Annotated in this window: 19 protein-coding genes; 7 read left to right on the forward strand and 12 right to left on the reverse strand. The window is 56.5% G+C overall.

Annotated elements, in window-relative coordinates; translation table 11 throughout:
• A partial coding sequence (locus tag EJQ19_RS16010; RefSeq protein ID WP_241242936.1) for an FGGY family carbohydrate kinase occupies nt 1-793 on the reverse strand: 793 nt, incomplete at its 3' end.
• A 58-nt stretch (nt 794-851) separates the two neighbouring features.
• On the reverse strand, nt 852-1,421 hold the full coding sequence (locus tag EJQ19_RS16015) for a glycerol-3-phosphate responsive antiterminator (RefSeq protein WP_126142251.1): 570 nt from the start codon (nt 1,419-1,421) through the stop codon (nt 852-854).
• A 235-nt stretch (nt 1,422-1,656) separates the two neighbouring features.
• On the opposite strand from EJQ19_RS16015, the gene EJQ19_RS16020 reads away from it, so the two are divergent.
• Nucleotides 1,657-2,349, forward strand: a complete 693-nt coding sequence (locus tag EJQ19_RS16020; protein ID WP_126142252.1) for a DNA-3-methyladenine glycosylase family protein — start codon at nt 1,657-1,659, stop codon at nt 2,347-2,349.
• Nucleotides 2,350-3,180: 831 nt separating this feature from the next.
• Here EJQ19_RS16020 and EJQ19_RS16025 read toward each other — a convergent pair.
• Nucleotides 3,181-3,759, reverse strand: coding sequence for a TetR/AcrR family transcriptional regulator (locus tag EJQ19_RS16025; protein WP_126142253.1), 579 nt, complete (start codon nt 3,757-3,759; stop codon nt 3,181-3,183).
• Nucleotides 3,760-3,779: 20 nt separating this feature from the next.
• A complete protein-coding gene (locus EJQ19_RS16030; protein ID WP_126142254.1) occupies nt 3,780-4,505 on the reverse strand; it encodes an MBL fold metallo-hydrolase in 726 nt (241 codons plus the stop codon).
• Between the two features lie 150 nt (nt 4,506-4,655).
• Between EJQ19_RS16030 and EJQ19_RS16035 the strand changes: the two genes are divergently transcribed.
• The 3 genes from EJQ19_RS16035 (at nt 4,656) to EJQ19_RS16045 (ending at nt 6,818) form a co-directional block, all read left to right on the forward strand.
• Nucleotides 4,656-5,732, forward strand: a complete 1,077-nt coding sequence (locus tag EJQ19_RS16035; RefSeq protein ID WP_126142255.1) for a M42 family metallopeptidase — start codon at nt 4,656-4,658, stop codon at nt 5,730-5,732.
• Between the two features lie 171 nt (nt 5,733-5,903).
• Nucleotides 5,904-6,377: a hypothetical protein gene (locus EJQ19_RS16040; protein WP_126142256.1), complete on the forward strand. Its 474-nt coding sequence runs from the start codon at nt 5,904-5,906 to the stop codon at nt 6,375-6,377.
• 42 nt (nt 6,378-6,419) lie between these two features.
• Nucleotides 6,420-6,818, forward strand: a complete 399-nt coding sequence (locus EJQ19_RS16045) for a DUF2500 family protein (protein WP_126142257.1) — start codon at nt 6,420-6,422, stop codon at nt 6,816-6,818.
• A 356-nt stretch (nt 6,819-7,174) separates the two neighbouring features.
• Here the strand turns inward: EJQ19_RS16045 and EJQ19_RS32865 are convergent, their stop codons facing one another.
• The 3 genes from EJQ19_RS32865 to EJQ19_RS16055 form a co-directional block, all read right to left on the reverse strand.
• Nucleotides 7,175-7,306 (reverse strand): hypothetical protein, encoded by a 132-nt coding sequence (locus EJQ19_RS32865; protein WP_277600951.1) that lies wholly within the window; start codon nt 7,304-7,306, stop codon nt 7,175-7,177.
• Between the two features lie 154 nt (nt 7,307-7,460).
• The gene (locus EJQ19_RS16050; RefSeq protein WP_241242937.1) at nt 7,461-8,675 is read right to left on the reverse strand and encodes a HAMP domain-containing sensor histidine kinase; all 1,215 of its coding nucleotides are present in this window, start codon (nt 8,673-8,675) and stop codon (nt 7,461-7,463) included.
• Nucleotides 8,672-9,349, reverse strand: coding sequence for a response regulator transcription factor (locus EJQ19_RS16055; protein ID WP_126142258.1), 678 nt, complete (start codon nt 9,347-9,349; stop codon nt 8,672-8,674). The genes EJQ19_RS16050 and EJQ19_RS16055 overlap by 4 nt, the downstream gene beginning before the upstream one ends.
• Nucleotides 9,350-9,514: 165 nt before the next feature.
• Between EJQ19_RS16055 and EJQ19_RS16060 the strand changes: the two genes are divergently transcribed.
• Nucleotides 9,515-10,000, forward strand: a complete 486-nt coding sequence (locus EJQ19_RS16060) for a hypothetical protein (protein WP_126142259.1) — start codon at nt 9,515-9,517, stop codon at nt 9,998-10,000.
• A gap of 78 nt (nt 10,001-10,078) precedes the next feature.
• On the opposite strand, the gene EJQ19_RS16065 is transcribed toward EJQ19_RS16060, so the two are convergent.
• Nucleotides 10,079-11,071 carry a Gfo/Idh/MocA family protein gene (locus EJQ19_RS16065; protein ID WP_241242938.1) on the reverse strand — a complete coding sequence of 331 codons (993 nt, stop codon included), beginning with the start codon at nt 11,069-11,071 and terminating at the stop codon, nt 10,079-10,081.
• A gap of 474 nt (nt 11,072-11,545) precedes the next feature.
• On the opposite strand from EJQ19_RS16065, the gene EJQ19_RS16070 reads away from it, so the two are divergent.
• Nucleotides 11,546-11,761, forward strand: a complete 216-nt coding sequence (locus tag EJQ19_RS16070) for a hypothetical protein (RefSeq protein WP_126142260.1) — start codon at nt 11,546-11,548, stop codon at nt 11,759-11,761.
• A gap of 48 nt (nt 11,762-11,809) precedes the next feature.
• Here EJQ19_RS16070 and EJQ19_RS16075 read toward each other — a convergent pair whose 3' ends face one another.
• Both EJQ19_RS16075 and EJQ19_RS16080 read right to left on the reverse strand, forming a co-directional pair.
• On the reverse strand, nt 11,810-13,606 hold the full coding sequence (locus EJQ19_RS16075) for an ABC transporter ATP-binding protein (RefSeq protein WP_126142261.1): 1,797 nt from the start codon (nt 13,604-13,606) through the stop codon (nt 11,810-11,812).
• A gap of 362 nt (nt 13,607-13,968) precedes the next feature.
• Nucleotides 13,969-14,367 carry a VOC family protein gene (locus tag EJQ19_RS16080; protein WP_126142262.1) on the reverse strand — a complete coding sequence of 133 codons (399 nt, stop codon included), beginning with the start codon at nt 14,365-14,367 and terminating at the stop codon, nt 13,969-13,971.
• 120 nt (nt 14,368-14,487) lie between these two features.
• Here EJQ19_RS16080 and EJQ19_RS16085 point away from each other — a divergent pair, with 120 nt between their 5' ends.
• On the forward strand, nt 14,488-15,651 hold the full coding sequence (locus EJQ19_RS16085; protein WP_126142263.1) for an iron-containing alcohol dehydrogenase: 1,164 nt from the start codon (nt 14,488-14,490) through the stop codon (nt 15,649-15,651).
• A 691-nt stretch (nt 15,652-16,342) separates the two neighbouring features.
• On the opposite strand, the gene EJQ19_RS16090 is transcribed toward EJQ19_RS16085, so the two are convergent.
• Both EJQ19_RS16090 and EJQ19_RS16095 read right to left on the reverse strand, forming a co-directional pair.
• The gene (locus EJQ19_RS16090; protein WP_126142267.1) at nt 16,343-18,721 is read right to left on the reverse strand and encodes an ATP-dependent DNA helicase; all 2,379 of its coding nucleotides are present in this window, start codon (nt 18,719-18,721) and stop codon (nt 16,343-16,345) included.
• 1 nt (nt 18,722) lies between these two features.
• A complete protein-coding gene (locus EJQ19_RS16095) occupies nt 18,723-20,147 on the reverse strand; it encodes a M23 family metallopeptidase (protein WP_126142264.1) in 1,425 nt (474 codons plus the stop codon).
• Nucleotides 20,148-20,397 lie beyond the last annotated feature (250 nt).

Here is a 20,397-nt window from a genome sequence, read left to right on the forward strand (position 1 = left end):
TCGGAGATGTGTATAAGAGACAGTGCCCGAACAACGCCGCCTGCTGATCCCCCGCCGCACCCGCAATCGGAATCGACGCGCCGTAGAACAGATTTTCCTCCGTATGCCCGTAGACCTCGGACGAGGAACGCACCTCGGGCAGCATCGCCGCCGGAATGCCCAAATGCTCCATCAGCTCATCATCCCAACGCAGTTCATGAATGTTGTAGATCAGCGTCCGCGATGCGTTGGAATAATCGGTGACATGCGCTTTGCCGCCGGTCAGCTTCCAGATGAGCCACGTATCCATCGTGCCGAAGAGCAGCTCCCCGCGTTCCGCCCGCTGGCGCGCGCCTTCGACGTGATCGAGGATCCATTTGATTTTGGTCGCCGAGAAGTAGGCATCAATCAAGAGTCCTGTCCGCTCGCGGAAAAGATCATTCAGCCCCTGCGCTTTCAGCTCCTCGCAAATGTCCGCCGTCTGCCGCGACTGCCACACGATCGCATGGTACACCGGCATACCCGTATGCCGATCCCAGACGACCGCCGTCTCCCGCTGATTCGTAATGCCGATGCCTGCAATCTCTACAGGCTGCACGTCGGACTCCGCCAGCAATTTGGCGATCACGCCCTGAATGGACAGCCATATTTCATTGGCGTCATGCTCCACCCAACCCGGCTGCGGAAAATACTGCGTAAACTCCTGCTGCGCGATATGCACGATACTGCCCTGATGATCGAATAAAATCGCTCGGGAGCTCGTCGTCCCCTGATCCAGAGATAAGATATACGAGGGCTTGGAACCCGTTGTCATGATTAGTAGGGCCTCCTTTTTGTACTATGGGGTGGACTTCGGTACATATCCCGTACCTTTACCCTTTGCCTGCCCCTTCGTAATGCTGCCACAGCTCTTTATTCGACGTCGTCACCGCCGTCGCGCCTGCGCTCAGAGCCTGCTCCACATCGTCCACCGAACGGATCAAGCCGCCCGCAAAAATCGGAATGCCCGACCGCTCCTTCACCTCGCGAATAATGTGCGGAATAACGCCCGGCATGACCTCAATATAGTCCGGCTGGGTGCGTTCAAGCAGGGTGTAGCTCTTCTCGAGCGCCGAGCTGTCCAACAGAAAAAGCCGCTGAATCGCAAGCAGGCCGTTCTGCCTCGTCTTGGTGATGACGCTGCCCCGCGTGGAAATGATCCCCGCCGGCCGGATGCTCTGGCAGAGAAACTCCGCCGCGTACTCGTCGTTTTTCAGCCCTTCGATGAGATCGGCGTGAAGCAGCAGCTTTTTGCCATGGGCGCGGCTGAGATCGACGATGCTTTTGAGCTGCCCAATGTGACTGTCCAGGAGCACGATGTAGGTGTATGGGGATCTCATCAGTTTTTCTAAATCTTTCATTTTCCGAATGGCCGGCAAAATGCGCTGATCCTGCAGCTCCATGCTTCTCCCCCCTCACCCGCAGACAAAAAGACTCACTCAAGATATGCCGTCTCTTTAAAAAGGCAATCCAAAGTGAGTCTCCCGATCTCCGTCACAGTTATTAACTTACTTGTATTGTACAGAACGCAGGGACGATATGTCAATGACTTCGCTTTCATTGGTTTCCGGGCTTGGATGCTTTACAATGAAAATAAACGGCTCCGTCATCCGTAACGCTAGATCAGGAGGAATTGCCATGCCCTTAGCCCAGCCTTCTTCTATCTATCTTCACGCCCAGCATCCCGCCATTCTCGCGCTGTCGCAAGCAGATCCGAAGCTGGGACGGCTGATCCAGCTGCTCGGCGACATTACGCTCACGCCCAGCTTCCGCCCGTATGAATCGCTCGTGCTGTCGATTATTTCCCAGCAGCTCTCGGCGAAAGCCGCCCTGACAATCAAAAACCGCGTCAACGCGCTCATCCCGGAAATCGCGCCCGAGCACGTGCTGGCCACCGACGAGGAAGCCATCCGCCAGTGCGGCGTCTCTTACCCCAAAATCCGCTACATCCGCGACCTCAGCGCCAAAGTGCTGAGCGGAGACGTCGCGCTGGATCAGCTGGAAGCGCTGGACTCCGCCGAGCTGTTGAAGCAGCTGACGGCTGTCAAAGGCATCGGCGTCTGGACGGCGGAGATGTTCCTCATCTTCACGCTGGGCCGCCCCGATGTCCTGTCCATCGGCGACGCCGGGCTGCAGCGCGCCGCCCGTTGGCTCCACGCGCTGCCGGAACGCGCGGACCGCAACTACCTCGCCGTCGCCGCAGAGGCGGGCGCGGGCTGGGCGCCTTACCGCAGCTACGCCTCGCTGTACCTGTGGCGGGCGATCGACACCGGGTTGGTCGATACCGGCCTGCCGGTAGAGGCTTGCGAGCCGCCGGTGCGTGAGGCGTAGGCGAAGAGCGAGGAGCGGGGAGTACTCTCCACTGCTCACCTGGAAAATCTCCCGTTCATTTGGCGCCAATGCGCCCTGAACGTCCACTGAGCTGGAAAACCTCCCGTTCATTTGGCACTAATGTACCCTGGACGTCCACTGAGCTGGAAAACCTCCAGCCCATTCCGCTCACTGCGCCGAAAATACCCGAAAGTGCGCTAACAAACTGGAGAAATTCCAGTTTATGCACTCGCTTCTGCCTTTTCCCCTGAAATGAACTGGAACATTTCCAGGTCAGGGTGCAGCATCAGTTGCTCAACTGATGCATTCTTTATACTCAGACGTCCGGCCTGTTCATTCGCACCTTACTTTGCTGCGTCAAGCCTGGCCTAGCCCCTTCTAACTTGCAGAAATTGGCCATTTTCGCTCAGCTAAGAGGGTCCAGACACTCTTAATGGCAGCAATACAGCCCGGTTTCCGCAAAATAGCTAGAACTAAGAGGGCCTGGCCCCTTCTAACTTGCGAAATTTGGCCATTTCCGCTCAGCTAAGAGGGGCCAGACACCCTTAATGGCAGCAATACAAGCCGGTTTCCGCAAAATAACTAGAACTAAAAGGGCCTAGCCCCTTCTAACTTGCGGAAATTGGCCATTTTCGCTCAGCTAAGAGGGGCCAGACACTCTTAACTATCTCAAAGGACCTTCTTAGGTGCGTCTTACTAAGGTCCTCTTGGGATACTAGCGGCTCCTCCAACCTCTTCACCTGACACCGTTGGATCATGCCTCCTTAACCCGACAACTTGCTGTCCCCTCGGACATCCATTAAGGAAGCCTGTCTTCTCCTAGCCGGCAACTCACTTCCTGCCGCTCCCCGCCCGCAATCCCAGCAAATACGTCTGCAAAAGCCGACGCAAGCTCTCATCCCGGTCAAGCCCCATACGGAAGCCGTTCTGTCCTTCCAGCGAAGCGAAGCCATGCACAAGGCTGCGGAACCCCCGCACCACGTGCAGCGCGTCCTCTTCGCTCAGGCCATACGGCGCGAGCAGCTTCAGCAGGAAGCTGACGACTTGCGCACCCGCCTCCTGCAGCTCCGGATCTTCGTAATCCGTCAGAGGCGCCGTGACGGCCTCGTACAGCCCCGGCTGCTTCCGTGCGAAGCCGACGTAGGCCAGCCCCGCCGCCAGCAACGCAGCATCCTCCGACTTGCCGATGACGGCCTCGACCATCGCATCCTTCACGAGGATGAGGCCTCGGCGGGACAGCTGCCTTTTCAAATCGGGCAGGCCTTTAATGTGATTGTAGAGAGAGGGCGTCTTCACATGCAATGCGGCGGCCAGCGAAGCCAGCGAGAGCTGCTCCAGCCCCTCACGGTCCGCTAAAGCGATCGCCGCCTGTAATACCGCTTCCGGATCTAGTCCCGGTCTTGCTGCCATTTGTCATCGAACTCCTTTTTCTATACCGTAGCTGAAGCTCCGCCGATTTTGATCATGGCTTCTTCAATGGCCGCATCCATCCCCGCAGCCGGATTCTCCATCATACGCCCGTGCCCGACAGCCAGCAAACTCGGCTCCAGTGCTCTTAGTTTGCGCGCGCTTTCCAGCGCAACTTCCTTGCTCCACGTCCCAAAGGCCGGGAATGGGAACCATGGCTTCACGACGCCGGCAACCGCCATACCGCCCCGCACCTGGAAGGCATCTCCGGCGATCAGCGCTCGGCTGCGCACATCCAGAAACGCCATCGAGCCCGGCGTATGTCCCGGCGTCGCCCAGGCTTGCAAAGAGCCGATACGGTCACCTTCGGACAACAGCACGTCGGCGCGCGTCTTTAAACTTTTCGGCACATCGCCTTTGATCGGCAGCTGCGGCTCTCCCGCCTCCAGCTCCTTATTGCCGGCCAGCAGCTTCGCGTCCCTGCGCGAGATATACACCTTTGCATCCGGCAAAGCCTGCTTCAGGCCGTCCAATGCCCCTACATGATCCCCATGCGCATGGGTCAGGACAATCCGCGTAATCGGCTTTCCAATGTGCGCCGCCGCCTGCAGGATGCCCTTCACGCTGAAAGGCAGGGCCGCATCCACCAAGGTCAACTCCGCTTCTTCCTCAAGGAGGTAACAATTCACCGGAAAAAATCTCGGCATAAACGCCACTTGATACAAATATCCATGTTTGGTCACTTTCATAACTGAACGCCTCCCATTTCGCTTTTTATATTAGTATAATAACTAATGTTATTAGTTTTGTAAATAGGCATTTTCCTTACCGAGTGTTCCGAAGCCCAATGTGGTAAAATAATTCTCGTCTTTTCTATTCCATGTAAGCGAGGTTTTTCTATGAATGCGGAAACGTTAGCGCTTTTTAAAACATTGACCGAAATGCAGGCGGCGCCCGGCTTTGAGCGGGAAATCCGCGCTTTTGTCCGCGGCGAGTTAGCCAAATATACCGACGAGTTCGTCCAGGACGGCCTCGGCAGCTTGTTCGGCGTCGTCCGAGGCGACGAGAGCGGACCGCGCATTATGGTGGCCGGCCACTTCGACGAAGTCGGCTTCCTCGTCACCGGCATCACCGAGCACGGCACGGTGAAATTCCAGCCGCTCGGCGGCTGGTTCAGCCAAGTGCTGCCCGCGCAGCGCGTGCAGATCATGACGGAGCAGGGACCGATCATCGGGGTGATCGGCTCCGTGCCCGTGCACTTGCTGGACGAGGCTGCGCGCAGCAAGCCGGCCGACATCAAGACGATGTACATCGACATCGGCGCGGAAGACAAAGCCGAAGCGCTCCGCTTCGGCGTCAAGCTCGGGCAGCAGATCGTGCCGATCTGCCCGTTTACCCCGCTGGCCAATCCGAAACGGATTATGGCCAAGGCTTGGGACAATCGCTACGGCGTCGGTCTCGCGATTGAACTGCTCAAGGAGCTTCACGGCGGGCCGAAGCTCCCGAACGTCCTGTACGCCGGTGCGACCGTACAGGAGGAAGTCGGCGTGCGCGGCGGCAGGACGGCTGCGACGATGATTCAGCCGGACCTGTTCTACGCGCTCGATTGCAGCGCCGCCGGGGATATGACCGGCGACCGCAGCGCTTTCGGGCAGCTGGGCCGCGGCGCCCTGCTGCGCATCTTCGACCCGACGATGATTACGCATCGCGGGATGGTCGAGTTCATTCAGGATATGGCGGAGACGCACAAAATCCCTTATCAGTTCTTCATTTCCGGCGGCGGCACGGACGCCGGGCAGGTGCACATGATGGGGCGCGGCATCCCATCCGCGGTCATCGGCGTATGCGCGCGGTATATCCATACGTCGACGTCGATTTTGCACGTCGACGACTACGCCGCCGCGAAAGAGCTGCTCGTGAAGCTTGTGCAGGCCAGTGACCGTACGACGCTGAACACCATTCTCGAGCGGGCATGAATCGGAGAGCCAATCCGGAGGCCGGGCTGCTGCAGCGCGGCTTCCGGTCTATTGGCATGCACTATTAATAAATTCCTTTTTTAGATAAATATAGAACTTATGTTCCAATATATGGTATAATTAAATAGAGCCTCAACAATTCCAACACGTCCGTTAGGTTACCCGAGAACTATGATCAGGCTGACTCCGATCGAAGAAAGGATCATTATGACGCACACCATTCGCGAAGCAACTTCCCAAGACACGCAGTTAATTACTGAATTCATCATCAACCTAACCGGCAAAACCATCTCTCCCATTCACGTAGCAAGCCGACTGCTCAACATGCTGGACCTCCCTGATGAGAGGCTCTACGTGTATGTAGAGCACGGTCGCCTGCAAGGCACATTGGGCTTTCGCATCCGTCGCAGCGAAGGGACGGCGGTCACGTTCGGCGAAGCATCCCTGTTGGCCGAAGCGACGCCGCGGCAGCAACTGGCCGACTTTGCGGAACAATTGGCGAGTGATCACGGATGCTCCGGCATATGGTGGCTTTCCTGTCTGCCGTCCGAACCGGGCGCTTTAACTGCAGATCCTCGTCATGCCGACAATGCGCTGATCGGTTCCCAAGAGAACGGCTATCGCTTTGTGAAACAGTTTTTGTAATTCGTCGATTTCCACCCCAATCTTAGCAAAGGAGTGACTTCTATGTTGTTAGATAGCTTCCGTGATGACAGTTTGCCGAGCGGTACCCACAGTGTTCTGTTTTTAAGCATTTTTATGGTCGTGCTGCTCGTTGCGGCAGGTGTCTTTCTATTCACCGTCATCAAGTCGCTCCTGGCTTGGACCTCCCATCCATACCCTGAGCCCGGCATCCATCACTGCTCCTGCAGGCTCGTCGGCAAACGCGTGCAGGTCGGCACGCCGAACGATCCGCGAATCGGGACGACGTACTATGCGACGTTTCAATTCATTGACGGCAGCCGGCAGGAATTCTGGATCGATAAATCTCTGTTTCTCCGACTGCGAGAAGGCGACCAGGGCACACTCCTTTTTAAAGGCTCCCTTTGCAAACAATTTCTCATTCGCCGAACGTTTATTGCGTAACATAACTTTTCTTTTCCACACGCCAACCTGGTTTGCGGAACGATACGCCGTTATCTTCGTGAATTTCAAGGCCCCTCAATCCCTCTGACACCGCAAATAAGCCAAATCCGTGCAATTAGCGTCTATCCGCTTCCTCTTCCGTTACTTCGCCGTCCATACTGCCTGTCGAATACTTGCCAAAAACAAAGAAAACGGTCGCATGCGCCCAAAAACATGCAAAATGCGATCGTTTTTCGCCTTTATCCGAATAATCTGAATATTTACAAAACTTTAATATTGGGCTATTCTAAATATGAGCTCAGCGATGGACAAGCTGTACGGAACGCGAAGCTGCTCCTCATGAGCCCGGAATATCTCTAACCGCTGAAAGGGGATAGTCCAATGGACCACGTTAGCGAAGCATGCCCGCCTTCCTTCAATCGACAGGAGGAATCGGCGCTGAACCGCGGGTCGCGTTCAATCGGCATGTGGGAATCCAAAACCATCATATCCACCCACTTCTGAGGAAAGGAAACGTCACTGGTTCATGTCGAAGTTGTTAGCAACAGCTGATGGGAGCGTGTGCAGGGTCAATTGAATATGTATAGCGAAATGTAGAGGCCACCGGTTATCTTGGATAAGCGGTGGCCTCTGTCGTGTATTTTAGACTTTCAGTCCTTGCTCCACATGCGGCAGTCTAACGATAAAGCACGTTTCCTTCTGCCCATCGCTCTCGGCGCTCACGGAGCCTTGATGCATATCGATAATTTTTTTCACAATCGATAACCCTAACCCGTTGCCGCCTTGGGTGCGGTTGCGCGACTTATCCCCTTTATAGAACCGTTCAAAAATATGCGGTAAATCCTCCTCCGCGATCGGCTCGCCATTATTCGAAATACGAATAATCGTTTCGTTCTCCCCGCTGCTCAGCTTCACGCCAACGACGCCTCCCTGCGGCGCAAACTTGATCGCATTATGGATCAGATTCGTCCACACCTGACTCAAAAGGTCTTCATCCGCCGTGATCATTACCTCATCCAGCTCTACATCCATCTCGATATCTTTCTCTACCCACTGCGGCTCGCAGGCCAAAATGTGATTGCGCAGCTGTTTGTCCAGCCGATAAGACCGCAGCTCGAACGGGTGATGCTTCGACTCCAGGGACGACAGCTTCAGCAGGTTGTCGCTCAGCTTCGAAAGCCGCATCGATTCCGTCTCGATGATCGTCAAATAGTGCTGGCGCTCGTCTGGCGAAAGCTGCTCGTTCTGCAATGCGCGAGAAAACCCGCTGATCGACGTGAGCGGCGATTGAATCTCATGCGAAACGTTGGAGATGAACTCCTGTCTCATTTGCTCGAGCTGCCCGAGCTCCGTCGCCATATAATTGATCGAGTGCACAATTTCGTTAAATGCCCCGTTCGGCGGACTCACTTCCACATTTACATTGAAATCTCCTCGCGCCATCCGCCGCATCGCTTCAATCAAGGTTTTATAGAACTCCATCTGCTTATTACGGAAAAACCGACCCAAAATCGACATCGTCACGCCCCAGAGAAGCATCCCGCCGACGGAATTGATCAGTTGCGCGACGACCTCAGCAGGCCGCTTCTGCCAGTACGCATACAGCCAGTCTGTCAGATAGAAAACACAAATCCAGTAAAATGTAATCAATAGAAAAATGGCCATCGTAAAGGCGATTGATCCCAAAATCTGTTTCGCCGTCAGTTTCTTGTGGCCGCCGCGAGATCCATCGCCATGCCTGCCATCACTGCGCCGCCTGGCCAGTTTAAGCTCCTCTTTCCGAGCAAGCCGCTGTTCCCGCTTCCGCTCGCGCTCCGCACGAAGCCGCTGCGGCGCCTCCACATCCCGTCCGCTCATGGCTTCGCGACCTCCATCCGGTAGCCCAGCCCACGAATCGTTGCGATGCGGAACGTGTGCCGATCCTCTGGGAACCGCTCGCGGAGCCGATTAATGTGCACGTCGACCGTGCGCTCGTTGCCCTCGTAATCGAACCCCCAGATCTGCTCGATGAGCTGATCGCGGGAGAAGGTTTTACCCGGATAACTCGCCAGCTTGTAGAGCAGCTCAAATTCCTTCAGCGGCAGCGTAATGCGCTCGTCGCCGACCGTCAGCTCGTACGTTTTGCGATTCATGGTCAGATCGCCAACCTGAATCGTTTGGGAGGATGCGATTTTGTAGCGCTTCAGCAGCGCCTTGACCCGCATCGCCAGCTCCATCGGCTCGAACGGCTTCACCAGATAATCGTCGGTGCCGAGCTCGAAGCCTTTGACCTTTTGCGACATTTCCCCTTTAGCCGTCAGCATCAGCAGTGGGATATCGTAATGCTCGCGCAGCTCCTTGCAGAGCGCCCAGCCATCCATATTGGGCATCATAATATCCATAATAATCAGATCGACCTGGACGGTCTGCAGCTTCTCCAGCGCCTGAACGCCGTCCTCCGCTTCGACCACCTCGAAGCCCTCTTTCATCATAAAAACGCGGATCAACTCGCGAATATACGGATCGTCATCCACAATCATAATGGGTGCCATATTCCTCAGCCTCGCTTTACCTTTTCGATAGCCTTAGCTTACACGAAAATTATGAACTCAATTTAAACCACGCACATTTCTTAGGTAGCGTGTATATAGGTGCTTTCTTCGGGAAAAATTTTATGATACATTTTGGAAAAGAAGCCGTATGGAGGGGTGCCGAGCATGCGCAACAGCCTAGTAACGGATTTCACGCAGTTGACCACCGCGGAAGCGGAAGAGGCCTTCAAACAGGAAGTTACAGCCGAAGGGTACGCCGGATTCAGGAGACTGCTGGACAGCCTGACCGAAGCTATCAAACAGGCGAAAGATGAGGACATCGAGAATCTGGAACAATCCATCGCCAAAGCGAAAAGACTTTTTCCCGAGCCCGTCGCCTTCAGCCCCTCGTGGGAGCGCATTTGGGCGGAGCTCGAAGCCACCGTCGCCGCTAAAAAGCACGTCTATGCCGTCATCGCGCCCTCCGACCGCACCGGCGAGTGGCAAGTGATCATGGATAACCCGCACGCCGTGCAGGAAGTCGTCTGCTATCCCGGACTGGCATTCCACGATGCCGCCTATTTGTACGCGTATTTCCGCCCACAAATCGCCAAGAGCGAATACATTCGGCTGCAGAAAATCCAGAACGTCATCCAGGAAAACGGCGGTTAGGATTCATATGCTGCAAAAATACCCTCTGAGCACCCTAACAGGTCTGCCAGAGGGTATTTGCTGATCATGTGTCTAGGCTTACATCCGGTAAAAATCCCTGAGCAGCTCATCCATCACGCGATTCGTCCGCGCGCCGCTAACGCCTGTGCTCGGGCATAAGCCGACGCCGCGCAGCTCGTCCACCACCGTCTGAATGAGCGGCTGCTGCACATGAGGCGGATTCGGAATGTTTAAGCTGTGCACATTGCCTTCCGCGTCTTCTACCTGAAGATCTCCGCTGAACGTAGAAAAGGTAATCGCGCCGCGATCACCGACAATCGTGTTGCGGTCCTCATGCTTATGGGCGCTGAAGCTCCACACGCCCGTGCCCATGACGCCGGACTCAAACGCGTAGCTTGTCGTCACGATGTCCTCGACCTGGCCTCTTCCGGCCTGATTGCGGGCAAAGCCCTTCACCTCGCCGATCGGCCCCAACAGGTAATCGAGCACATCCAGCGTGTGACTCGCCAGATCCACAAACAAGCCGCCGCCGGACAGCTCCGGCTGCACGCGCCACGGTTCGACTTCGTAGCTGCGCTGCTGCTGCAGGTAGCTGCTGTGCACGAACCGCACATCGCCGATCACACCGCTGTCCAACAGGCGCTTGATTTCATTGAACTTCTCAAGCCCCCTGCGGTAATAGGCGACGAATAACGGAACGCCCGCCGCCTCACACGCGGCGATCATCTCGAGGCATTCCCGATGGTTCCGCGCCATCGGCTTCTCTACATAAACGGGCTTTCCGGCCTTTGCCGCAAGCAGCGTATACGCGTGGTGGAACCCCGGCGGGGTCGCCACGTAAACCGCATTGACCTCGGGATCGCTGATAAGCTCCTCCGCGTCATCGTACCACTTCGGCACGCCATGCCGCCGTGCGTAATCCTCCGCCAATGCGCCATTTCGGCGCATGACAGCGACAAGCTCCGAACCCTCCGCCTTTTGCAGGGCCGGCCCGCTTTTTACCTCGGTCACGTCGCCGCACCCGATAATTCCCCAACGTACCTTGTCCATCTCCGCATCTCCTTTGATCATATCGTTATCTTCCTATTCGACGCGGCGGGGCGCGCTCCTTCGTTAGTCAGGAAAATTAAGGGGAGTTTGCTTTCTCGTCAACCAGCTCCCTCATATGCCAGGTTGGAGTGATCCCGAAGGAGTGGATGCATGAAGGCGCGGGTCGGATCGGGCTGAGAAAGCTGCAAAAAAGCAGGAATTCCCCTCAATCCTCCCCTGATTTGATCAAATTCCTGCGAATCCGCAGGAATTTTTGACGGGCCCCCCTTCTCAGTGCGGACTCCGCGAAAAAAACTGCCTTTCCGCAGGTATTGGGCTAAAAACAGCTTATTCAAGAGAAGGTTCCTGCCTTTTCGCAGGAATTTTATCTCTCCACCGCTCTATGCCTCGATAAATACCTGAGGAAACACGTTGCTTTAGCTTTTTTCGCTTGACCCTCTCACTAATGTAAGTGTTTATAATGAGTTCATCCCCTGGAAAGGAAGCGAATACGCGATGGACATCACGCCACAGGAAGAAAGCATGATTAAGGCGCTTCGCAGTGCTGAACTGCCCCCTTTATTTGCCCTCATTCAAGTTCGAAATGCGATTCTGCACGACACGGTGAACGTCGATGAGAGACGAAGAGACGACGTCATGAAGTCGTTGGACACCTACATCGGCCCTTTGTGGGACGATGCTCGCCAGGCAAGGAAGACGACGCAAGCTTAGCAAGCAGGCAAAAGCCCCAAGGGTCTCCTACCCTTGGGGCTTCTTCCTTTATGAAAGCAGTGCAGAAGGCGAATGCTCCGCGATAAGCTGCTCTTGAATCTGCAGCTGCTGGGTGGCGAACTCGCGATACATCTCGTGCGACTCCAGCAGCTCTTGGTGGGTGCCGATGCCGGTCACGACACCTTTGTCCAGGAAGACGATCTGGTCGGCGTCCACGACCGTGGACAAACGATGCGCAATGACGAGCGTCGTGCGCCCTTGCATGAGGTTCTGCAGCGCCTGCTGCACGACAACCTCGGACTTGCTGTCCAGACTGGACGTCGCTTCGTCCAGCATCAAAATTTTCGGATCGCGCAGCAGGGCCCGCGCAATCGCAATCCGCTGCCGCTGCCCGCCGGACAGCTTGATACCGCGCTCGCCGACTTCAGTGTCATACTTCTCCGGCAGCTCATTGATAAAAATGTCCGCATACGCCATCTCCGCGGCCCGCTCGAGCTGCTCCTGCGTCACTTCCCGCTGGAGGCCGTAGCAGATATTGTCGCGGATCGTCCCCACAATGAGGGGGCTCTCCTGCGACACGTATCCGATCTGGCTGCGCCAGGAGACGAGCGAGAAGTCGTCGATGCGGTTAGCGCCCAGCCGAATTGTACCCTCATGGCTAGTGTAAAACCGCTCCAACAGGGAAAACATCGTTGTTTTGCCGCTGCCGCTCGGCCCGACAATCGCGGTCACCTTGCCCGCATCCATCGTGAAGTTGACGTCCTTGAGCACGGCTTCTTCATCCTTATACCCATACGTCACATGTTCAAAATGCAGCGGCTGTGCCGCATTCATCACCGGCAAACCGGCATGCGGATCCTCTTCTTCGTGATCCAGCACCTTGAGAATCGTCTCGGTGGCGCCCATCGCTTTTTGCATTTGCGTAAAAAATTGCGTAAGCTGCGTAATCGGCATCACGATCTGGAACAAATACAGCATGAAGGCGACCAGCTGACCCGCCGAGATCGCGCCGGATGCGACACGAGCACCCCCATAGCCGAACAGCACAACGAACAACATGAGCATAACGAACGTGATCAGCGGCGACATAAGGGCCTGGATGCGGCCTTCTTTTAAGCCGAATTTAAACAGCTTCTGAATGCCCTCGCTGCCCTCGCGATATTCAACGGGCTCAGCGCCGGCCGCTTTCACCAAGCGGATCTCCGACAGCACACGGCTCAGAATGGAGGTGAAGCCGGCCGTCTCGGCCTGAAGGCCTTTGGACACTTTATACATTTGCATACCCAGCGGAAACAAGATCAGAAACGCAATCGGGAAAATGCTGAACATGATCAGCGTCATTTTCCAATCCATATAAAGCAGTACGACAATCGACCCGATAATCGAAATCAAGCCTGTGACGAACCCGGCCATATGCTCGGCGATCAGCCCTTTGATGATGCCGGTGTCGTTCGTCATCCGGGAGATTGTATCCCCGGTCTGGTTATTATCGTAGTAGCGCACCGGAAGGACGAGCAGCTTCTTCCAGAGGCGGTCGCGGATACCGGCGACGACTTTTTGCCCGGCGTAGTTCAGCAAATACGTAGACACGCCCGCGGCAACCGCCGACCCGACAAAAGCAAGCGCCATACCGGCGATTTGCATCCAGTTCAGCGAGGACAGTGAGAAGCTGTCGACGACGTTTTTGGTGAACATCGGGATGACCAGCCCCACCAGTGTTGAAATCACACTAAGCGACAGCGCAATCGCCAACAGCAGCTTTGGCGGCTTCGCCCCCATCAACAAGCGAAAGAATCCGCGCCAATCGTTCTTTGGTTTTTCTTTTTTTCCTGTGTTTCTCTCCATGTATCTCCACTCCTTCGTCTTCGACACTATGCAGCCCCCTCTCGGGTGACTGGCGATAAGAGCATCTTACTCCCCTATTTTAAACGGAATATAAACAGCTTCAAATCGGTCTACAGGCGTAAGAGGAGGGAGCTCGGGACGGAGAGTCGGGGATAAAGGAGACCGGTTCCTTCATCTTTTTTGAACGCTTCTACGTTTACAAATTCATGTGAGAAAAACTTCTATCGAAGTCCTTCGAGGATGTGCGACCGCGTTTTAAAGGTAGTTTTTATCGCCAATAAGAATTTGTTCTTCCGGGTATAGGAAACTTATAAATTCTTATGTGGTAAAAAAGAACCGCCACTCCCTGACGGTCCCCTCTTCTATTCGCGCTCTGTGGCGATCTGCCAAGTGACGCCATAGGCATCCTTCATCCGGCCCAACATCGTGCCCCAGCGCATCCGCTCAAACGGCATGATCACCTCGCCGCCCTCCGACAGATTCTCGAAAATCCGTGCCGCCTCGGCCTCATCCTGAAATACAAGCGCTAGGTCCATGCCGGACCCACGTTCCGCAGGAGTGACCCCGGCGTCAGCCATAAAAACCTTCAACCCCAACGCCTGCAGCTCCAGATGCAGAATGCGGTCTTTCATAGCGTCCGGGGTTCCCGGCATCTCGCCATACGTCTGCACGCGGGCAATTTCGCCGCCTAGCGCAGCAGCATAAAATGCCGCCTGTTCTCTGGCGTTGTGGCTGTATAGGTAGGGAGCTAGTTTGGCCATCCATTTCCATCCTCTCGCGCTCGAAAGGCGCCATTTTGTTTTTTGCTGCACACTTCTATACAATAATAAATAAGGTCGCTTACTTTCAACAGCCGCCTACCATGTTCAAGGAGGGTTCCCATGCACGCATTTACATTCCACAATCCGACTACCTTGCATTTTGGTCAAAATCAATTGCAGAAGCTGTCTGTCGAGGTGCCGAAATACGGCAAGCATGTTTTGCTCGTATACGGCGGCGGCAGCATTAAGGCAAACGGCCTATACACCCAGGTGACTGAGCTGTTAAAAGGGCTCGGCGCCACGATCACCGAACTGGCCGGTGTCGAACCGAACCCGCGGCTGACGACCGTACACCGCGGAGTGGAGCTGTGCCGCAGCAACAGCATCGACCTCATTCTCGCGGTCGGCGGCGGCAGCGTCATCGACTGCGCCAAAGCGATTGCCGTCGGCGCCAAATATGACGGCGACTTCTGGGACATCGTGCGCCGCAAAGCAGTTGCGACCGATGCCCTGCCGCTCGGCACGGTGCTGACGATCGCGGCGACCGGCTCGGAGATGAACTCCGGTTCTGTCATCACGAACTGGGAAACAAAAGAGAAGCTCGGCTGGGGCAGCCCGCATGCGTTCCCGAAATTCTCGATTCTCGATCCGGCGTTCACCGTCTCCCTGCCGGCTAACCAAACCGTGTACGGTATCGTAGATATCATGTCACACGTGTTTGAGCAATATTTCCACCACGATGCGAGCTCTCCGGTGCAAGACGGTTTCTGCGAAACGATTCTTCGCACCGTCATAGACACAGCGCCTCACCTGCTGGAAGATCTGACGAACCTCGAGCACCGCGGCACCATCCTGTACTGCGGTACCATGGCGCTGAACGGCGTGCTCAGCATGGGCGTGCGCGGCGACTGGGCGACGCATAACCTGGAGCACGCGGTATCCGCGGTGCATGATATTCCGCACGGCGGCGGCCTCGCCATCCTGTTCCCGAACTGGATGACGCACAACCTGGACGCGAATGTCGCGCGGTTCAAACAGTTCGCACAGCGTGTGTTTGATATCGACGCCGCGGGCAAAACGGATAAGCAGGTGGCGGAGGAAGGCATTGCTGCACTGCGGGCGTTCTTCACCCGCATCGGCGCACCGGCGCGTTTGGCGGATTACGACATCGACAACACGACGTTTGAATCCATGGCTGATAAAGCCATGATCTACGGCGATTTCGGCAACTTCCGCAAGTTAACGCGGGACGATGTGTTGAAGATTTACGAGATGTCGCTATAGGGCCGCTGTAAGCGGGCGGCAGTGACTGTGAAGGCAGATTTAAGAGGGGTACACCCCTCTTATTTTGCGTTCAGCGGCGGATTGGAGCGAAATAAGGGGGGCAAACCATGGCTAACCGGCGCTTGGCAGGCCAATTTCCATGCGATCCGAGTAAATAAGAGGGGTTTGCCCCCTTTAATGGGCAGCTAAACCCGCTATAGTCAAGAATAAGAGGGTTTGCATGCGCTTACATCCTCTGCGGCGGGTCGCAGCCTGAGGAACTGCTGCGTCCTTCAAACTAGCTAATCTACATGGTGCTACCCTTGCGTGTAACCAGCTGTCTTCCTCTTTGCTACTCTGGCGCAAAACTAGCTACCTCCTCTATAGTGCCACTCTTATCTTTAACTAGTTACTCCTACCTTCATGCTACCCTCACATTAGACTTGCTACTCCTTCCTGCTGCCTCCCACTCGATCGCCAACTAGCTACTTCTTCTCACCTTCCACTATCACCTTAAACTAGCTACTCCAACCTGACCGCTCCCCTCACACCAGACTTGCTACTCTACCTACCTCCCACTCTACGCCTTACTAGCTACCTCCCCTAGCCTGCCACTCGATCGCCGAACTAGCTTCTTTATAGCAGGACGAGAGGATCAGCGCACGAATAGCAAAAAACCGGAAGCTTGCGCCCCCGGTCCTCATTCCATCTGCTACCCCCGCGCGGGCAGCAGCTCGTAATCGCGCCACTCTTCCGGCAGCAGCGAACGATACCTTGGCTGCACATACCGGTCGTCGATCAGCAGCAGCACGCCGTGATCCGTTTCGGAGCGGATGAGCCGCCCGCCGGCTTGCAGCACTTTGTTCATGCCGGGGTAGACGTAGGCGTAGTCGAAGCCGTTTTTGCCCTCGGTGTCCATATAGTCCTTGATCAAGTTCCGCTCCGGCCCGAGCTGCGGCATGCCAACACCGACAATGACGACACCGGTCAGCCGATCGCCGACAAGGTCGATGCCTTCCGAGAAAATGCCGCCCATGACCGCAAAGCCTACTGTCGTCTTCGCCGAATCCGCCTGAAAAGCGGCAAGGAATTGCTCCCGCTCTTCCTCGGACATTTTGGCCTGCTGCACCCAGACGTCGAGCTCCGGCTGTCCGTCCGGCTTGCCAGCCTCCACCTGCGCGTTCTGCCACGCCATCAGCTCATCCGTAAACGCCTCATACACCACGCTCATGTAAGCGTAGGAAGGGAGAAAAACAAGATAATTGCCGGCCCGCTCCGTCACCAGCTTCACGATCGTCTGCGCAATCTTCCCGCTACTGCGCTCGCGATCCTGATAGCGGGTCGACACCGGCTGGACCTTCACGTCCAGCTGTTCCCGGCTAAACGGCGACGGCACGGTAATCGAGTAGCCGTTCTCGCCTGCCCCCAGCATGTCCATGTAATAGGACAGCGGCGAAAGCGTCGCAGAGAAGAGAATCTGCGACCGGTACCCCTTCCCCATCACGCCCAGCAGATGGGAGGGGTCCAAACAGAGCAGCTTCACGCTCACCTCGCTGCGGTCCACCGATGACAGCGTCATGTAACGCTCGTCGTACAACCCTGCGATGCGCACGAAGTTATGCGCAGCAAAAAACGCCTCCCGCAGCGCCGCCGCTGTCTCCGCTTCCGCCTCATCCCCAGCGCCTCCCGCGGCTGCGCCGAGCGCCATTTCTTGTTCCGCTGCCGCCAGGAACACCTCCAGCAGCGCAATCAGGTCCGTCGGCAGCTCCACGTCGACCCGGCTTTCCTCCCCGCACCGCTTGCGCAGGGCGATGAAATAATTGTTCAGCCCTTTCGCCGCGTCCGCCAGCTCCGGCCGCACGCCCTTATATGCCCGCTGCAACGCCAGAAACGGCGACTTCGTCAACTCCGCCGAATACATCTCCCGCGCGCGGTCGATCAGATTGTGCGCCTCGTCGATCAGCAGCACCGTCCCCTTTTTATGCTCGTCGAAAAGCCTCTTCAAATTCACCCGCGGGTCGAAAATATAGTTATAGTCACAAATCACCGCGTCTGCGGCATACGCCACATCCAGTGAGAACTCAAACGGGCATACACGATGCTTGCGCGCATACGCCGTAATGACCTCCCGGGTCATCAGCGTCTCATGCCCGAGCATATCGAGCACCGCTTCGTTTACCCGGTCGTAGTAGCCGTCCGCAAATTCGCAATACTCCGGCGTGCAGCGCACCTCGTCTTTCAGGCACATCTTCTCTTTCGCCGTGAGCGTCACCGCGCGAAGCTTCAGCCCCCGCGTCTCCAAGAGCGCCAACGCTTCCTCCGCCGCTGTGCGGGTAATTGTCTTGGCCGTTAGATAAAAAATCCGCTGCACCCCGCCCGCGCCGAACGATTTCACCGCCGGAAACAGCGTCGACATCGTTTTGCCGATGCCCGTCGGCGCCTTGGCGAACAGCTTGTGCCCCTCCTTGATCGTCTGGTACACCGCGCCCGCCAGCTTCCGCTGCCCTTCCCGGTAATTTGGAAACGGAAAAGCGAGCTCCCCCGCGCTTCCGTCCCGCTGCTCCCGATTCGCCGTCTGCAAACGAGCATACGGATAGTAGCCGGCGACGCAATCGTGTACGAACTGCTCCAGCTCCCCGACGTTCGCGTAAACCGTCATGCGCCGAACCTCTTCCGACTCAACCTGAAAATAGGTGAGTCGAATCGCCATCCGTGACAATCCGCGCTCCTTCGCAATCATGTAAGCATAGCATTTCGCCTGTGCCCAGTGAACGAGGTATCCATCTTCCGGAATGGTGTCGAGGCCGAGCGACGTCGACTTGATTTCATCCACGATCAGCGTCTCGCCATCTTCATCCAGCAGCAGACCGTCACATCGGCCATCAACGGTGAAAACCAGCCCCTCATGCGCAATGTCCGCCGACACATAGACCTCATGCTCATCGCCCGGCCCGTATTCTTTTTGCAGCTTCTGGTGCGCCTTGGTCCCGTCCGTCAGCGCTTTGGCGCTACGAAAGCCCGTGTCAATGCTCCCGCTGCTGAACACATATTCCACGAGCGAACGCACCGAAATTTGAATCGCCACCGTCATGCTACTTCCCAACCTTCATCCACCGGAACGGCGTTGTATTAAAGAACAAATCCGGATTCACCTGCACATTATGCGCCCAAAACGTAAAATGCAAATGCGGCCCCGTCGAAAAGCCCGTCGTCCCGACCAACCCGATAATATCCCCCTGCTTCACGTGATCACCGGCTTTCACGCGGAGCTCCGACAGGTGCGCATATTGCGAAAAAAGCCCCATCCCATGATCAATATAAATGGAATTGCCGGTCAAATACAGCAGGTCCGCAAGCACGACAATGCCATCATTCGTCGCCTTGATCGGCGTCCCCTGCTTCGCGGCCAAGTCCAGCGCCATATGGGAGCTGTCGAATTTGCCGTTTACATAGCGGGTGTACCCGTACGGCGTCGTCAGAATCCCCTCAATGGGCTTCACAAACGGCCCCTGGAAAAGAAATGTCGGCTCCGACTTGCTCCGCGCCGCATCGATCAACTTCTGATCGGCATTGATCCGCGCCGTATCCTGCTTCATGCTTTCCATTTCCTGCGTAACCTGCAAATACTGCGTCTCAAACTTCTTGGCGACGACCGTCAGCGTCTGGTCGCCGATCGGATACGTGCCCGGCTTCGCGCTCATGCCGATCGGCAAATACGTGAAGTAGCCGGCGCCGTACGGCTGCAGCGTATACGTCTTGCCCTGCCACGTCACCGTGCCGGGCTCTTTGTGCCGCACCAGCACCGCGTCGCCCGGTGCAGCCTTGTCCGGGATGAGCTTCCAGCCCGCGCTCATCACCGCCTTGGCGTCCGCCTCGGACGCATAGACGCCCGCCTCCGCTTGCAGCTGGAGCAGGTGCGTCTTGGCGCCGAGGATCGCCGCCTTGACGTCCTCCGTCATGGCATCGCTCCATGACGCCCCCCCATCGACCGTCACGAGCAGCGGACGGCCCTCAGGCTTCACGCTCGGCGGCATCGCCCAGCCGATCTGCGGCGTCAGGAACTGCGCCTGTTTCACCGGCAGTTCTGTCCCGCGCAGCAGCACCGTTGTCGGCTGCGGCAGCGATAGCGAGGCCGGCTCCGCGCCGGTCTCGAGGCTCAGCAGCGCCGGGATCGCAGCCGGCGCAACCTCAGCCCCCTGCGCTCCTGCCGCAGGGGACACCGCAGGGCCGCCCGCTTCCACGAGCGCGGCCTCCGCGGCCGGCACCTCGGTCCACGTGGCGCCGCCATCCTTGGTTTGCACCATGCCGTCGGCGTATTTCACCCAGCCGCGATCCCAGTCCTGCATGTGAAACGCCACCGCCTCGCGCGGCGGCGGGGTTGGCGCCGGCGTCGCCACAACGGGCGACGGCACCGATGTCGCCTTGTCCCACGGCGATAAGCCTATGACCACGACAGTGGCGGCAGCAAGCACGCCGATGCCGGCGAGCGCGAGTTTGGAGGCCTTTTTATTTTTCACGGATGTCCCTCTCCCGTCATCAAGATTCGATCATATGTTCCTTAGATTGTACCAGAAAACGGGGTGCGGTGTCTTGCGGACTGCACAAATGACGGTTGACATTCCCTCGCCACTGGCGTATAAATAAATATAATTTAATACCCTTTAAGAGGAAGTTTAAACAGTCGGTTTTTGATCACGAAGCAAGTCAGGAAGCGAATTCGACATCGAATCTTGCGTTCACCTTCGAAGTGCGGTGCTCATGTAGGTT

The sequence above is a fragment of the Paenibacillus whitsoniae genome (assembly GCF_003955665.1).
Lineage (GTDB): Bacteria > Bacillota > Bacilli > Paenibacillales > NBRC-103111 > Paenibacillus_E > Paenibacillus_E whitsoniae.